Source organism: Klebsiella sp. 141240, assembly GCF_050600805.1.
Classification (GTDB): domain Bacteria; phylum Pseudomonadota; class Gammaproteobacteria; order Enterobacterales; family Enterobacteriaceae; genus Klebsiella; species Klebsiella aerogenes.
In genome coordinates this window covers 220,270-236,031 of record NZ_JAQIRK010000001.1, presented here as the reverse complement: position 1 = coordinate 236,031, position 15,762 = coordinate 220,270, and the positions used below count along the sequence as shown (strand labels likewise).

Genomic DNA, 15,762 nt, shown 5'->3' with positions numbered 1-15,762 from the left:
GCCGCCGGCTTCAGCATTAGCTGTGTTTGTTTTTCATCTCAAAACGCGGTGATACTAGGCCGTACAGCGTCCAGCCCATAAAGGTCACAATCGCGCCGTAGAGCATCGCCTCTTCGCCGGAGGAGTACAGCGCATAGAAGCTGTATACCGCACCGATAAAGGCAATCACGTTGGTGGATCGCGCTTTGCCCGGTTCCACATTGGCCATTTTCTGGATAATCGCCAGCGCGGCCATCGACAGAATGTACGGGATGATGTTAGTCACCACCGCCAGGTTAACCAGCACGTTGAACTGGTTGCTCAACGACGGGCTAATGGTCATCAGCGACAAGCCGGTTTGCAGGATAACGATGGTCAGCATCCCCTGAATCGGCGCGCCGGAAGCCGAGACGCGGGAGAAGATTTTCGGGAAGTAACCTTCGTCAGACGATGATTTAAAGACCTGCGCGATGGTGAACTGCCAGCCGAGCAGCGAACCGCAGCAGGACATCACCATCAGCCCCATAATCACTTTACCTACGCCAGGCGTGAACATCTGGGCAAACGCCAGGCCAAACGGCGCCGTGGAGTTAGCCAGGTCCATGTTCGGCACGATCCCGGCGATGACGTTGGTCGAAACGATATAGATAACCGCCGCGCCGAGGGTACCGCCGAGTACGGCGATCGGCACGTTACGTTCCGGGTTTTCGACCACATCGGTGTTGGCGCAAGCGGATTCCAGACCGAGGAAGGCCCACAGCGTCATGGCGATTGACGAACCAACGGCGCCGAAGAACGGTACGTGGTGCGGGTTCCATGACTCGACGTACATCGTCGGGCTAAACCAGAACCAGCCGATGACGCACAGGCCGACAACCGGAATGATGACCCCCCATACGGTGATGCTACTGATCTGGCCGGTAATGCGCGCGCCGCCGAAGTTGGCTACGGTACAGATCCACAGCACCCCGATAGTCGCCAGGCCAATCTGCACCGGTGACAGGGTGGCGCCGAACAGCTCGGTGCCGTAACCCACCGCGGAGATAGCGATAGCGACGTTAGCGATCAGCAGCGAGACGCCGTAGGTATAGTTGGCCATAAAGTTGCCAGACTTGCCGAACGCGTACTCGGCGTAACCGCCCATCCCGCCCGATTTACGGCTAAACATCCCGCATTTGGCGAAGGCCCACGCCAGCGCCATCGATCCTACCGCCGTCACCAGCCAGGAGATGATGGAAATAGTCCCCACCTCCGCCAGCTTGGTGGGCAGCATGATGATGCCGGAGCCCATCATGTTGACCATGGTTAAGATGGTGAGCTGTACCACTCCCATCTTGTTACTGGATTTGCTCATACAGTTTCCCCTTTCAACAGCGCGCTTTGTTTCTCGCTTTCCGCGATGACATAGCACCAGACCTGTTTACGGCCATCGTGCTCCTGGATATAAACCCCCTGCAGTTCCGGCGCGAAGCCCGGCAGCAGGTTGATCCCTTCTTCCAGTGCGGTGAAGTACTGCAGCACTGCGCCGCCCCAGACTTCGCCCGGGACTACGCACAGCACTCCCGGCGGGTAAGGCAGGGCGCCTTCAGCGGCCACGCGGCCTTCGGCTTGCGGCAACGGCACCAAATCGACCTGGCCGCGCAGATAGGCGTAGTTAGCCTCTTGCGGGTTCATCACCACCCGTGGGAAGTGATCTTTACGGAACATCTCTTTTTGCAGCTGTTTGACGTTGTGACGGGCGTACAGGTCATGCATTTCCTGACACAGCTGGCGCAGGGTATAACCGGCATAACGTTCTTTGTGCTGGCTGTAGATAGACGGCAGAACTTCCTGCAGCGGCGCATCGGCGTCGAGCAGTTTATCGAAGCGCGCCAGCAGGGCGACCAGCTGCTGCAGTTTGGCCATATCTTCCGCTGGGGTCAGCAGGAACAGAATGGAGTTAAGGTCGCATTTTTCCGGTACCACGCCGTTTTCACGCAGGAAGTTGGCGAGAATGGTGGCCGGTACGCCGAAGGCGTCATATTCGCCGCTGGCGGTATTGATACCCGGCGTAGTCAGCAGGAGTTTGCATGGATCGACAAAGTACTGATGCTCGGCATAACCGTCAAAGGCGTGCCAGCGTTCGCCTGGGCCAAACTCGAAGAAGCGCAGGTCAACGGCGATTTGCGCGGTTTCATATGACTGCCATGGTTTACCATCGACCATTTTTGGCACAAACGGACGGATGTGCTTACAGCTTTCAAGGATCAGCTTACGCGCCTTGATGCCGTTCATGACGCAGTCCATCCACATGTTGCGGCCGCTCTCGCCTTCATGCATTTTGGCGTTGATATCCAGCGCGGCAAACAGCGGATAGAACGGGCTGGTGGAGGCGTGCATCATAAAGGCGTTATTCAGACGTTTATGCGGAACATAGCGCTGTTGCCCTTTGATATGGCTGTCTTTTTTATGGATTTGCGAGGTCTGGGAGAAACCGGCCTGCTGTTTGTGCACCGACTGGGTTACCAGAATGCCCGGATCGTTTTCGTTCAGCTCCAGCAACAGCGGCGAACAATCAGCCATCATCGGAATGAACTGTTCATAGCCGACCCACGCGGAGTCAAACAGGATGTAATCGCACAGATGACCAATTTTATCGACCACCTGACGAGCGTTATAAATGGTGCCGTCGTAGGTACCTAACTGGATCACCGCCAGGCGGAACGGGCGGGCATCCTGTTTCCGATTCGGCGCCACTTCACCGACCAGCTCGCGCAGGTAGCGCTCCTCGAAGCAGTGGGCGTCGATACCGCCGATAAAACCGTACGGGTTACGCGCGGTTTCCAGATAGACCGGTGTCGCCCCGGCTTGCAGCAGCGCGCCGTGGTGGTTGGATTTATGGTTGTTACGGTCGAACAGTACCAGGTCGCCCGGCGTCAGCAGCGCGTTGAGCACCACTTTGTTAGAAGAGGAGGTGCCGTTGAGCACGAAGTAGGTTTTATCGGCGTTAAAGACTTTTGCCGCATGCTGTTGGGCAATGCATGGCGCCCCTTCGTGGATCAGCAGGTCGCCCATGGCGACGTCGGCGTTGCACAGGTCGGAGCGGAACAGCGTCTCGCCGAAATACTCGACGAACTGATTACCGGCCGGATGACGGCGGAAGAATTCCCCCCCCTGATGCCCCGGGCAGTCAAAGGCGCTGTTGCCCTGTTTAACGTAATCGACCAGCGCGCTAAAGAACGGCGGACGCAGTTCGGTTTCATATTTATGCGCAGCGGCTTCTAACTGGCGGCCGTAGAAGTCGTTACGGGTTTCGTCGTGTTCAAATACCCCCTGCACCGAAGCCATATACTCGGCCGGGACAACCTCTTCTTTATTAATAGCGATAAATACCGGGATGTTATAGCCGGTGGCCTTTAACTCATCGAGTTTACCGCATTCGATATCTTCCAGGGTTAATACTACCGCGGCCACATCAATAAAGTTGGTTTCGCTAGTATTGACAATATTACGCTGGGTAGAAAAACAGTTTGGACATGTACGGCTAACGGCAATTTTTAAATCAGTCATTGTTATCTCTTTATTTTCAGATAATAGCAGGCCCTCAATTTCTCGAATGAGAAATTGATTACGCCGGACAAAAGGTAATAGTCTGCCGCTGATATAATAAATATCAGTAGAGTACCTTTTGAGATGCAATAAACCCTACCAGTCCGGTGGCTGGTAAATAGCAGGATTTATTAGGGCGAGCGCGGTTAGCTACAGGCGAATGCCTGTATTAACAACAAAAGATGCAGGAAGACCTGTATGCTGAAGCGCCCGTAGTCGGAAGACTACCGGGCATTAAAGAAATGAAAATCGAAGCTGTTACGGTGAGCAAACATCATAATATGCGTTGTCCGCCTTATGTGTGGCATCATCCTGTTATTGTTTTCCATGATATACACCTTTCAAATGATTGACTGAAGGTATGGCATATTCTATATCCGGCTTAGACTTAATCTGTGACGCCGATCACTAATAGCCTCTCATTATGATATCAATAGCTGGTATTTTGATCTTATCCAACATTATTCACTGGTTTGTTGTTTATATGTAAATATATTGTGTTGCAATATAGTTAAAATGAATAATGGCCGGTTAATCATTGCGTTATTTCAGCCATATGACGGAAATATGTCGTATACTCGGGGCTTTCTGACTTCTACCCTCTTAACATTATGTTTATTAAGGATTAAGAGGTTCCTGTAGTACGAAAGAACGCTGTCAATCATTATCCCTTTATTGCCAACATAAAATCTGGGAAAAGAGAGCCTGGTCGAGTTTTCATCTAAAAGATATCGCTCAGGGGCTAGACAAAACCACCGTCTGGTTATCAAATGGTTAAATAAAATTAACGCCTGTGTGAATGATAGGCAGGTAGAAAAAATGGTCAATACGCTTTTCGGCATGACAAAGCGCTAAGATCGCCTTATTGGGAGAAGTTATGCATTCCTCTGTTAACAAAAATGAAAGCCGGACCTTCTTTGGTCACCCTTACCCTCTGGGATCGCTGTTCTTCACCGAAATGTGGGAGCGATTCTCGTTTTATGGCATTCGCCCGTTATTAATCCTGTTCATGGCGGCCACCGTCTATGACGGCGGTATGGGCTTAGCCCGTGAGAACGCGTCGGCCATCGTCGGCATCTTCGCGGGCGCCATGTACCTGGCGGCGCTGCCGGGCGGCTGGTTGGCGGACAACTGGCTTGGCCAGCAGAAAGCGGTGTGGTACGGCTCGATTCTGATCGCGCTGGGCCATCTGTCGATTGCGCTGTCAGCGTTTATGGGCAACAACCTGTTCTTTATCGGGCTGATGTTTATCGTGCTCGGTTCCGGCCTGTTTAAAACCTGCATCTCGGTGATGGTCGGTACGCTGTATAAGAAAGGCGATAGCCGTCGCGATGGCGGTTTTTCGCTGTTCTATATGGGTATCAATATGGGGTCGTTTATCGCGCCGCTGATTTCCGGCTGGCTGATTAAATCCCACGGCTGGCACTGGGGCTTCGGCATCGGTGGTATCGGTATGCTGGTGGCGCTGGTGATTTTCCGCCTTTTCGCGGTCCCGGCAATGAAACGCTACGACAGCGAAGTGGGTCTCGACTCTACCTGGAATAGTCCCATCGCGAAGAAAAACGGCGTTGGCGCCTGGCTGCTGGCGCTGGCGGTCGGCGTGGCGGTGGTGATTACGCTGATTGCTCAGGGGGTGATAGTCATTAACCCGGTGGCGGTCGCCAGCATGCTGGTGTACGTGATTGCCGCGTCGGTGGTGCTCTATTTCATCTACCTGTTTGTTTTTGCGGGGCTTAACCGTAAAGAGCGCGCGCGTCTGCTGGTCTGCTTTATTCTGCTGGTTTCCGCCGCCTTCTTCTGGTCAGCCTTCGAGCAGAAACCGACTTCGTTTAACCTGTTTGCTAACGACTACACTAACCGCATGATCGGCGATTTCGAAATCCCGGCGGTATGGTTCCAGTCGATTAACGCCCTGTTTATCATCCTGCTGGCGCCGGTATTTAGCTGGGCATGGCCGGCAATGGCGCGCAAAAACGTGCGCCCGAGCAGCATTACCAAGTTTGTTATCGGGATTCTGTGCGCGGCGGCGGGCTTCGGCCTGATGATGCTGGCGGCGCAGAACGTGCTGAGCAACGGCGGCGCCGGCGTATCGCCGCTGTGGCTGGTGGGCAGTATTCTGATGCTGACGCTGGGCGAACTGTGTCTGAGCCCGATAGGCCTGGCAACTATGACCCTGCTGGCGCCGGAAAGAATGCGCGGCCAGATGATGGGGCTGTGGTTCTGCGCCAGCGCCCTGGGTAACCTGGCGGCGGGGCTGATTGGCGGCCACGTGAAGGCCGACCAACTGGATATGCTGCCGGATCTGTTCGCCCGCTGCTCGACGGCGCTGCTGATCTGCGCCGCGGTGTTGTGCGTGCTAATTGTGCCGGTGCGCCGTATGCTGGAGAACAGCAAATCCGTCGAGCAAAAACCGGCGACCAATGCCTGATTGCGCAAGCGGTCAATGAAAAGCCGGCGCTGAGCGCCGGCTTTTTTATAGTAAGCAGAGTATGGAAACGGTAGCCCGGATAAGGCGTAAGCCGTTATCCGGGGATTTCCCTGCTCGCGCTGCGCTGGCTTACGGTTCTGCGGAACCCACCGCCGGACCGCGATAATCGCCGCCGAGGGCCTTAATCAGCGTGATATCGGTGCTAAGGCGCTGGGCCTGGATATCCAGCAATAACAGCTGCTGGGCGATGGCCGGTCGCCGCGCTTCTTGTGCGGCATAGCGGCTTAACAGGCCGCGCTGGTGATGGGCGTTGGCGCTGCGGGTGGTGGCCATCGCCGCCGTCACCTTCAGCTCCTGCAGCGCCACCTGCTGGTTGAGATCGTTAAGCTGACTGGAGCTTATCGCCACGTCCCGTACCGCATCCAGCACCGCCTGGTTGTACTGCTTAATCAGGATATTGCTCGCCGTACGTACCGACTTCAGATTGGCGTTCAGGCGGCCGCCATCGAATATCGGCAAATACAGCCCCGGCAGCAGGTTAATCTGCTGGAAGGACGACTTAAACAGATCGCCGACGCTCAGCGCGTTATATCCCCAGAAGGCTTTAATATCAAAATGCGGATAAAAGGCCGCTTTCGCCGCATCGACCTGGCTCATAGAAGCGGTCACATAACCGCGCAGGGCCTGCAGATCCGGGCGACGCGCCAGCAATTCGAAGGAGAGTGAATCCGGCAGCGTTTCCTGCAACGCCGGCAGAGCGACCGGGTGGATCTCCGGCATACTCTGCGCGTCGGCGCCAATTAGCGCCCGCAACGTTTCGCGGTACTGGGTCAGCGTGCCGCGGGCGGTAATCACCTGCTGCTGCGCGCCCAGCAGTTCCGCCTGCGCATTGGCGATATCGACGCTATCCTCCACGCCGCGCTGGGTGCGGTGTTCATGCGCCTGTACCGACAGCCGCGCAATTTCTTCTAGCTGCTGCAGCAGAACGATCTTCTGGAAGGTGGCCTGCATGGCGAAGTACAGCTGCGCCACGCTGCTGGCAAGGTCCAGTTCGATACCGGCGGTTTCCGCCTGGCGAGCGTTCTTTTCGCCAATAGCCGCCGCGACGCGGGCCCGGTCGGCACCCCACAAATCGATGTTCAGCGTCGCGCCGACGCCCACGGTATTGAGCGTGTACCACGGGCCGTTTTTATCAACCGGCAGAGAATAGGAGTAGGGCCAGCTAAAGGATTTATCGGTTATACGCATCCGATTCTGCGCCGCCACGGCGGTCGCCTGCACGCCCATTGCCGACTGCGCCAGCTCGACGGTGGATTGCGACTGTGAAATGCGTAGCCGCGCCGCCTGCATGGTCGGCGAATTTTGCAGCGCGCGGTTTACCAGCATGTTGAGCTGGGGATCGTGATACCCCTCCCACCAGCGGGCCGCCGGCCAGCCGCTATTCGCCAGGTGGATCACCTGCGCCAGCTGCGCCTGTTGCGGATTAACAATGGGCACTTCGCCAGGATCGTCCTGAATCAGCGCGCATCCTGTCAACAGGCTGATGACGAAGGCCAGCGGTGAGTAGCGCAGAAAACGTGCTGCGGCATTCATTTTTATCATGACGGTTCTGCCTGTCGCGTAAATTCAGAAGGTTTGTCTGACCAGTCCGGCAGGGTGGTCAGTAAAGCCGCCAGCGGTGCGCCGAACGGATTAGCCGGATCGACAACCAGCGGCGCGACGGGCGCCGTCGGCTGCTGACGTTCAATATCATCGGCATACGCCTGTAACTGTTCGGCACAGCGGCTTAAGAAGGGATCTCCCGGCGCGGCGTACAGCCGGTAGCCCTCGCTCAGGCGGACTATCTCCTGCGCCTGCTGCCAGGTGGCTTTGCTCGGCCAGGATTTCGCCTGCGGCCACGGATGCGCAAAAGTGCCCAGCGGCTCGGCGGCGACCCGATGCAGCAGCGTTTCGCTGGTAGTCAACGCCTGGAACAGCGGCACCATCTGCGGCTTATCATCTTTTGTGCGCAGGAAGTCGGCTATCTGGCGATAGAGTTGCGCTAGCCGCGATTTCAGCTGCGGCGCTTCGCTATCCGGCCATAGATAAAGATGGACGATCGACGAGACCAGTACGCCGAGCAAAATACCGATGACGCGGTCGCGCAGTTCCGTCAGGTTGGTCAGTGGACCAAACCAGCTGAGGAATGCCAGCGAGAAGGTAAAGCCGATTTGGATCCCGGCGTAGGCAATACGCTCTGAGCCGGCGGCAATCCACGCCGAGAGCGCCATTACCGGCAGAACCATCGCCAGCAGGCCGACGATGGACTCGGTCCACGGTTGCACGAAGACGATCAACAATAGCGCCAGCAGCGTGGCGAGCAGCGCGCCTCCGATACGCAGCCAGGTTTTTTGCATCGTCGCCCCCAGCCCCGGCTGGGCGACAATCACGCAGCTCAGCATGATGGTGTGGATCCCTTGCCAGTCCGCGGCGGTATAGAAGACGTAGCACAGCAGCGTCGCCAGCAGGGTTTTCAGGGCGAAATGCAGATAAGCGGGATTGCGCCAGGCATCCGGCAGCAGCAGCGGCGACTTCTCGGCTTCACCCTGCGGCAGGTCGATGGCTTCACCGCGCGCCAGTTTCGCCAGCACATCAGCCATCTCTTGTAAAATCCGCGTATTGGCGCCGCGATCATCAATGGCCGGCGCGGAGAATGAAAACGGCGTACCCTCGTTCATCGAGGGCGGCAGCGCCTGTAACGCGGTGGCTATCTGCTGGCGCGCCGCGGCGCGATCGTCGCCCGGTTGCAGCAGCGCCGCGAGGTGATAGCAGCGCAGGGTGGTCGCCATCAGCGCCTGCCAGCGCGACGGATCGGCGGCAATTTCCGGCGCCGCAAAGCGCGCCTGCTTAAACAATCCTTGCAACTGATTAAAACGCCCGGCGATCTCTTTGAAGGTCGGCGGCGCGGCGTTCCGCGTCAGCACGTCAGCGACCTGCCGCTGCATCACCACCAGCTGAGCGCGGAATTGATAGCCGGGAAAGGCCTGGCGAAAGCAGGCGTTGACCAGGAGCGTGACCAGCGTTGCGGTATTGATCGCCACCCAAAGCCACAGCAGCAGGCGCACCAGAACTTCACTTTGGCTGGTCATTGACGGGAAGGTCTGGGCATAAATCACCGCCAGCGCCACCACGAAAAACGCCAGCCCGAGTTTGCCCAGCACGCGCATCAGATACATCGCGCCAAAGAACAGGCATACCGAAGCGACCAGGCGAATCAGCGGGAAATCATAGGTCCACTTGATGATCAGCAGCACCAGCCCCAGCGCCACGCTGATGGTGACAAAAAACAGGACGCTGCCCAGCTTAATCATCAGGATGTTCGGCTGACTGACGTAAAACACCACGATCAGCGCTACGGCGAGGAACGGGATCTGCAGGGTCATAAACAAGGTGATCAGCACCGCGCAGCTCAGCGTCAGGCGCAGGGTATAGTTGGCCCGCCCCGGCGCGTCGGCGAGTTCCCGTTGCAGAAACAACCAGAAGTTATGCATGCCGGACCCTTATTTCGCCTTCAGCACGGCGCTGGCGGAAGCGCCCATGCGGAACAGTTCCGGGTCGGGATCTTTCACCGCAATTTTGACCGGGAAGCGCTGCGACACATGTACCCAGTTGATGCTCTTCTGAATCACCGGCAGCCCGCCAATGACGCTACCGCCTTCCGGCAGTACGCCTGAGCCAACGGAATCGACGACGCCGTCAAAGGCGCGACTGTGGTTGGTCATCACCGTCACGGTTGCCGGCACGCCAGGCTGAACGTTTTGCAGGTCGGTTTCGCGGAAGTTCGCAATCACGTACCAGTGGTCGTTATCCAGCAGCGTGAAGACCGGTTTCAGGGCGGATGCATATTGTCCGACGGTGGTTTTCAGGGCGATAACCACGCCGTTAAACGGCGCGCGAACTTCGGTGAACTCCAGGTGCAGTTCCGCCAGGGCGATTTGAGCGACGATCCCGGCGCGCTGCGCGACCATCGCATCGACGCCGGTGACCGCGGCATCAGCCTGTTTGGCCTGCAGCAGCGTGGCTTCCAGTTCGGCGCGGGCGGCTTTTTCCGCGGTGCGCGCCTGATCGAGATCTTCCTGCGCGGCGAATCCCTGCGGCACCAGCGGTTCCAGGCGGATACGGGTCGAGGTGGTCTGTTTCACCAGCGCCTTCGCACGCTCTACCGCGGCGCTCACTGACTGGGCGTTATACTGCTGGGCTTTGATGGTGCGCTGGGTCAGCATAATCTGCGCATCAAGCGCCGCCAGCCGTGATTTGGCATCGTCCAGCATCGCCTGGTAGGGGCGCGGATCGATGCGGAACAGCAGATCGCCTTTCTTCACCTGCTGGTTATCGCGGATCGGCATTTCAACGATCCGCCCGCTGGCTTCCGGCACCACATCGATGGTGTCGGCGTAGACGTAGGCGTCGTTGGTTTCCGGCGAAGTCTGCAACTGCCAGATAACCACGATCAGCGCCACAATGGCGGCGAGGACGAGAGCCAACAAGGGCCATTTTTTCCGTAAAACGCTTGGGCTGGATTGAGTCATAGGTATTTAATGTGCGAAAAGAAGAAACCACAGAATAGTGGCAAATAGAAACATTAACGCCAGGTAACTTAATACCAGCGGGGAAAAGCGCGCCTGCCAGCCTTTACGGGCAATCAAGATATGGCAAGGGATCAGCAGTAATGCGCCGCCTAAAAAGCAGAAGAACCAGCCGGGGAATGCTGCGCCTAATACCGGTATGGCGGGGGATAAAGAGCAACCGGAGACCGCCAAAAGAAGTAATAACAATGCCGGGCGCGCCCGTTTTACAATTTGCTTCAAAGGAAGATACCTGAATGTTCATGCCATTGAACAATTGAGTTTATTCGTTGTTAGCGAAATAACCCCTCATACACCGCCTAAATTATAGCGCTGATGGTTTGCTTAGCCGAGTTATGGTTATCCTCTGATAATAGTTTAATTTCGCGTAGGTATTAAAAAGTCGCTTTATCATTAGCGATATAATTGAAATAGGGCGTTTCTCATTTCTCCATAGTCAGCGGCTATGCCGCGAGCTATTCTTAGAGCCTATCCCAGTAGGCGTAATTGGCGCAGCCAGTTTGAACACGGACAGCGCGCAGAAACCGGAGCGTACACGTAGTACGTGAGGATTTTGAGCACTGCCCAGGTTCAAAATGGCAAGCAAAATAGCCCTAATGAGATAGGCTCTTAGGTAAACATAATAAAAATACTGAGGCAATGTCATGGATAAAGAACTACTGGAAGCGGGCTACCGGGTCTATACCGGCGAGAAGATAGATGTCTATTTCAATACCGATATCTGTCAGCACTCGGGTAACTGCGTGCGCGGCAGCGCGAAGCTGTTCAATCTTAAACGTAAACCGTGGATCATCCCCGATCAGGTGGATGTGGCGACGGTGGTCAAAGTGATCGATACCTGTCCCAGCGGCGCATTGAAGTATCGCCACAAATAAGCGAGGAAATGATGGAAATTCTGGAAGGCCATAACAAGTTCTACGTTAATGACGCCGAGGGAAACCAGGTGGCGGAAATTGTCTTTGTTCCAACCGGTGAACATCTGAGTATTATTGAGCATACCGATGTCGATCCCAGCCTGAAAGGCCAGGGCGTGGGTAAACAGCTGGTAGCGAAAGTGGTCGAGAAAATGCGCCAGGAACAACGCAAAATCATTCCGCTGTGCCCGTTTGCCAAACACGAATTCGATAACACCCGCGAGTACGACGACATTCGCGCCTGAAATACGGCGCCGGCTGTGGCTGGCGCCTTCTTTATGAACTGTGGAAGCGTTCTGCTACTTCTGAAAAATAGCTTAAAAGGCGATTATCGTGCGCTGGCATTCTTTCATGAGCTGGCGTGACAACGCCCATGAGCAGATAGCGTCCGGTCTCCCACATATGTTCGGTGTAGACTAAGTAGTGATTTGACGTACGACGAAAGTTTTCCTGGCGTTCTGTCCAGGTTCGTTCGTAACGTAGATTTATATGAACATGATGGACATTTGCGTCCGATGCAAATGTTGGGAAGTCAAAAGGGGTATCTCGCCCAAGAAGATTCGAGGGTGAGCCTGTTTGTTTGAAGGTAAGGAACTCTGTTAATAATTGTTCTTGTAGTTCAGGGAACTCTTGAAAGGTTGGGGCAAAAAAATCGCCCCATGTCTCCTGGCTATATTCAGCAGTTATAGCCATTTACGGGCAGCCTCTTCTCCTGTTTTTGCGAGGTGAGCCACTGCCGCTGAATTGATACCTGAATCACGCACTTCAGTTTTATGGGTTAGTTGTTCAATAAGGCTGATGTAGTTTTTAGCCTCGTTATCCATCTGTTTTACAGCTTTGAAAAGCATAAATTCAGGCGAATTCTTGCTGTAGGACAGAATGATGTGCTTTTCTGGCAGCATCACGACTAACGAATCAGTTAGAGCAGCCATATGAGCTGCATCATTTTTTGTCGTTTCCGAGACAACGATCGCCTTTTCCAGATTTGCACTGGCAAAGTTTGAAAGTTGCATGCGCGCATCACGTAGCTGTCTGACCAGATCGTTAAGCGCAATAGTAACTTCCAGAATGTCTTTGTGATTAAAGGTCGCACCCATCTGAGTGACTTTTTCAACAATCAACGGCTGGCATTCAGCCGCTTTGGGCTGTGGCTGTATGCCGGCAAGTACCAGCACTACAGCAGCATGTAGGTACTGAATGTTGAATTTCATAATTAACTCCAAAGACCCCGTTTAACTTTTGGGGGCGCGTTATTTTACTACCCGATTTGACTATAATCTAACACATTTACTGTTACCATCGTTGGCCCCTCTTTTCCAGGGCATCACCCGGCCAACCGACAGGTGGCATGATCCGGTAAAAAGCGCTGAATGATCTCTCCCAGATGCTCGCGAGTGACCGGTGGTGAGAACAGATACCCCTGGAAACGATCGACCCCCAGCGCTTTTAGCTGATTAAATTTCTCCAGACTATCCACTCCCTCGGCAATACAGCGGCTCTGCGTCAGCTGGCAGTAGTAGACCAGGCTTTTAATCAGCACCAGCGCGTGCGGGTCGCGCTGAAAATCATTGACGATACTCATATCCAGCTTATAGCCGCTAAAACGCGCCGTGCGCACAGGGAACATGACGCTGCTGTGCGAGAAGCAGTCGTCGAGAAAGATGCGAAAGCCTTGCTGCTGAATATTGCTCATATTCGCTACCGCGTTTCCTTGCTGCTGTAAATCGACGGTTTCAGCAAATTCCAGCACCAGTCGGTCGGCCCACAGTGGGTTCTGCAGTTGTTGCCAGGCGGTTTCCATCATACGGGCAAGATTATCGTGATAGGCGATACAGGGAGGGATATTGACCGAAAAATAGAACTCGCCCTGATAGCGATTGATATTCTGCACCGCTTCCTGCAGGACAAAGGCGGTCAGTAATAGCCAGGCGTATTCGGAGTGGATATGCGGTAGAAACTCGCCCGGCGGCAGTACCACGCCATCTTTGCGCCAGCGCGATAATATCTCGATGCCCTGCAGGCGTATGCGGTCGTCGACAATCGGCTGAAAGACCGGAAAGATCTGCCGTCCATGAATGGCATGAATAAACTCACGTTCGAAGGGAGTCAGCGCAGTGATGCTCTGACCGGCAACGCGTTTGCTTCGGCTGCCCGGAAACCGGCTCGCCAGATGCGGATGATACTCCACCATCTTATTTAGTCCTGAGGTTCTTTGGTTGTAGAGCGTTTTCTGACTGACGCCGCGGATCTGCGCCTGACTGGTGATGCTGTGGCCATACAGCAGGGCGAGGGTGGCGTTAAGTTCGATTTTGCTTAAGCCCGACGGCGGCTTGCCGCGCGCCAGTGCCTCGATGGTAGAAAGCTGTTGCAGGCCGGGGTAGCCGACCAGGCCGCCTTTCAGCAATGCCGCCAGACGGCGGCAGGGTAGATCGGAGGAGACCGCCTGTACGGCGGCCAGCAGGCGGCGGTCGTTGACCTGGTGCAGTAAGGTTTGCCACAGCCACGGCGCCGGGCTGCGGCTTAAGATCACCATGGGCAAAGGCCGTTTGGCCTGGTTGAGTAACCAGGCGGCTTCGCGCAGGACGAACAGTAGCCACCAGGGATCGTCGGGCAGAAAAACCACAATTTTCCGGACGTCGGCGGGCGCAGATATCGACAGCATGGTCTGCATCCGCGGCTGTAGCCATACCAACTGGCGGCAACCGTCGTCGACCATATCAGCTAATCCCGCCGCCGCCATGGCGCAGGGCGACAGGATGTAATCCGTCGTCGCCTGCGGGGTATCGACTTTACTGGTAGACAAACGTCACCCCAATAATCGACTGTACATTACCCGCCGTCACCTGACCGCTGGTGCGCGCATAGGTGGCGGTCAGCCCGAGATTCACCGGCGAAGTGCCAACTGTACCCAGTGAGACATTGCTGTTGGCCGGAACGACGGTACCGTTGCGCGTCATCTGGACGCCAATACCCTGCGCCGGCGAAGCGGAAGCGGTATTGGTGAAAATGGAGTTGGCGCTATCGGCGGTAGTGCCGGAAAGGTAATAGCCAAGATTCTGGTTTTGCGCGCAGTGGACGGTGACCGGCACCGCCATCGAACCCGGATAGTCGGGTAGGGTCACGGTCACATCGCGTGCGGAGACATCGCAACCGCCGGTCGGCACGACAACGTCGTTATTGGCGTATATATTCCACACGAACTGGAAGGAGTCGCTGTTGTAGTTGTTGGTTTGATGCAGAATCAGCACGGCAATCAGCGATCCGGCGGTAATCGCCACCCCGCCCGCGGTACTGACCGGAGTCAGATAGAGTACGGTCGGCCAGGGTTTATCGGTGGTCGAATCGTAGATTACCCGCGAGGTTTCCGTGGTGGTCGGAAACGGATAAGAGGTACCGTTATATTTTACGGTACCGGAAAAGCTCGATAGTACGCCGCCGTAGGCGGATCCGCGCTGTAGCGTCACATAGTCGGTAATGGTTTGCGGGTAGTCGTTATGGCAGAAAATTTGCGTCGACAGGTCGACCACCAGGTTTTGCCCTACGTTGACGGCCGGGGTCAGGTTGACGTAAACGTTGGCCGAGCCGCCGCCGATGGGGATAGTTGCGCCGGTGGCGGTCTTACAGGCGAAGGACCAGGCGTTAATCGACCAGCCCATCAGCAGCAGGGTGGTTAACAGAGCGATGGCTTTTTTCATAAACAAACTCTCCTGACTCAGGCGTAGGTATAGGTGACGCTTATCACCGCCTGAATGGTTCCCTGGGTGGCGCCGCCGTTAACCGACAGGGCCCTAACCTGCAGCGGAAAACGCGCCGACTGCGAGCTATCGTCGACCTGAACCGACTTTTGCGCCCCGTTATTGAGCGTGGTGCCGCTGTCGTCCTGTAGTTCGAGCTGGATATTTCCTGCGGTACCCTGATTCTTGTAATAGCCGGTGCTGTCCGCGGTGCCGCTAAAGGTGGCTACGACGCGCGATGTGCCGACCGGGCAGTTGCTTAAATCAAGCGCGGTGCTGTGCCAGGCCGAAGCGGAACCCGCCGACACCAGGCTGAAGGTATAAAGATCGCCGAGGTCAACGTTGGCATTGGTCGTGGAGACCGTACACGGCTTGGCTACCACTTTGCCGTTCACCGTGATGGTGATGTCGGCGGCCTGCAGCGGGATAATGTTTAACGCCAGCGCGCCTGCCAGAAGCCATCCTGCGTAGTGTGCTTTCATCTCAGCCTCCGG

The 15,762-nt window shown here is 55.8% G+C and carries 15 protein-coding genes; 3 read left to right on the top strand and 12 right to left on the bottom strand.

Going from position 1 to position 15,762, the window contains the following annotated elements; all coding sequences use genetic code 11:
• Positions 1 to 16 precede the first annotated feature (16 nt).
• The 3 genes from potE to speFL form a co-directional block, all read right to left on the bottom strand.
• Positions 17 to 1,333: a putrescine-ornithine antiporter gene (gene potE / locus PGQ95_RS01090; RefSeq protein WP_015369854.1), complete on the bottom strand. Its 1,317-nt coding sequence runs from the start codon at positions 1,331 to 1,333 to the stop codon at positions 17 to 19.
• Positions 1,330 to 3,528 (bottom strand): ornithine decarboxylase SpeF, encoded by a 2,199-nt coding sequence (gene speF, locus PGQ95_RS01085; protein ID WP_015369855.1) that lies wholly within the window; start codon positions 3,526 to 3,528, stop codon positions 1,330 to 1,332. The genes potE and speF overlap by 4 nt, the downstream gene beginning before the upstream one ends.
• Positions 3,529 to 3,791: 263 nt before the next feature.
• On the bottom strand, positions 3,792 to 3,896 hold the full coding sequence (speFL, locus tag PGQ95_RS01080) for a leader peptide SpeFL (protein WP_006819052.1): 105 nt from the start codon (positions 3,894 to 3,896) through the stop codon (positions 3,792 to 3,794).
• A 548-nt stretch (positions 3,897 to 4,444) separates the two neighbouring features.
• Here speFL and PGQ95_RS01075 point away from each other — a divergent pair.
• Complete coding sequence (locus PGQ95_RS01075; protein ID WP_430916739.1) at positions 4,445 to 5,995, top strand: peptide MFS transporter; 1,551 nt, start codon at positions 4,445 to 4,447, stop codon at positions 5,993 to 5,995.
• Between the two features lie 129 nt (positions 5,996 to 6,124).
• Here the strand turns inward: PGQ95_RS01075 and PGQ95_RS01070 are convergent, their stop codons facing one another.
• The 4 genes from PGQ95_RS01070 to PGQ95_RS01055 are packed head-to-tail and all read right to left on the bottom strand — an operon-like array spanning position 6,125 to position 10,842.
• Positions 6,125 to 7,588 carry an MdtP family multidrug efflux transporter outer membrane subunit gene (locus PGQ95_RS01070; protein WP_411325280.1) on the bottom strand — a complete coding sequence of 488 codons (1,464 nt, stop codon included), beginning with the start codon at positions 7,586 to 7,588 and terminating at the stop codon, positions 6,125 to 6,127.
• A 5-nt stretch (positions 7,589 to 7,593) separates the two neighbouring features.
• On the bottom strand, positions 7,594 to 9,525 hold the full coding sequence (locus PGQ95_RS01065; RefSeq protein WP_430916737.1) for an FUSC family protein: 1,932 nt from the start codon (positions 9,523 to 9,525) through the stop codon (positions 7,594 to 7,596).
• A gap of 9 nt (positions 9,526 to 9,534) precedes the next feature.
• Positions 9,535 to 10,563, bottom strand: coding sequence for a multidrug transporter subunit MdtN (gene mdtN, locus PGQ95_RS01060; RefSeq protein ID WP_430916735.1), 1,029 nt, complete (start codon positions 10,561 to 10,563; stop codon positions 9,535 to 9,537).
• Between the two features lie 6 nt (positions 10,564 to 10,569).
• A complete protein-coding gene (locus tag PGQ95_RS01055; protein ID WP_015369860.1) occupies positions 10,570 to 10,842 on the bottom strand; it encodes a YtcA family lipoprotein in 273 nt (90 codons plus the stop codon).
• A gap of 422 nt (positions 10,843 to 11,264) precedes the next feature.
• Between PGQ95_RS01055 and yjdI the strand changes: the two genes are divergently transcribed.
• The gene (yjdI, locus tag PGQ95_RS01050; RefSeq protein ID WP_087859721.1) at positions 11,265 to 11,495 is read left to right on the top strand and encodes a 4Fe-4S mono-cluster protein YjdI; all 231 of its coding nucleotides are present in this window, start codon (positions 11,265 to 11,267) and stop codon (positions 11,493 to 11,495) included.
• An 11-nt stretch (positions 11,496 to 11,506) separates the two neighbouring features.
• Complete coding sequence (locus PGQ95_RS01045) at positions 11,507 to 11,779, top strand: GNAT family N-acetyltransferase (RefSeq protein ID WP_015369862.1); 273 nt, start codon at positions 11,507 to 11,509, stop codon at positions 11,777 to 11,779.
• Between the two features lie 31 nt (positions 11,780 to 11,810).
• On the opposite strand, the gene PGQ95_RS01040 is transcribed toward PGQ95_RS01045, so the two are convergent.
• The 5 genes from PGQ95_RS01040 to PGQ95_RS01020 all read right to left on the bottom strand — a co-directional run bounded on the left by PGQ95_RS01040 (position 11,811) and on the right by PGQ95_RS01020 (position 15,750).
• Entirely contained in the window at positions 11,811 to 12,227 is a 417-nt protein-coding gene (locus PGQ95_RS01040; RefSeq protein WP_430916733.1) for a type II toxin-antitoxin system YafO family toxin, read from the bottom strand.
• Entirely contained in the window at positions 12,218 to 12,745 is a 528-nt protein-coding gene (locus tag PGQ95_RS01035) for a hypothetical protein (protein WP_430916731.1), read from the bottom strand. The genes PGQ95_RS01040 and PGQ95_RS01035 overlap by 10 nt, the downstream gene beginning before the upstream one ends.
• Before the next feature lie 113 nt (positions 12,746 to 12,858).
• Positions 12,859 to 14,337 carry an EAL domain-containing protein gene (locus PGQ95_RS01030; RefSeq protein WP_430916729.1) on the bottom strand — a complete coding sequence of 493 codons (1,479 nt, stop codon included), beginning with the start codon at positions 14,335 to 14,337 and terminating at the stop codon, positions 12,859 to 12,861.
• Positions 14,324 to 15,229 (bottom strand): fimbrial protein, encoded by a 906-nt coding sequence (locus tag PGQ95_RS01025; RefSeq protein ID WP_430916727.1) that lies wholly within the window; start codon positions 15,227 to 15,229, stop codon positions 14,324 to 14,326. The genes PGQ95_RS01030 and PGQ95_RS01025 overlap by 14 nt, the downstream gene beginning before the upstream one ends.
• A gap of 17 nt (positions 15,230 to 15,246) precedes the next feature.
• Positions 15,247 to 15,750: a fimbrial protein gene (locus PGQ95_RS01020; RefSeq protein ID WP_087859719.1), complete on the bottom strand. Its 504-nt coding sequence runs from the start codon at positions 15,748 to 15,750 to the stop codon at positions 15,247 to 15,249.
• Between the last annotated feature and the right edge of the window lie 12 nt (positions 15,751 to 15,762).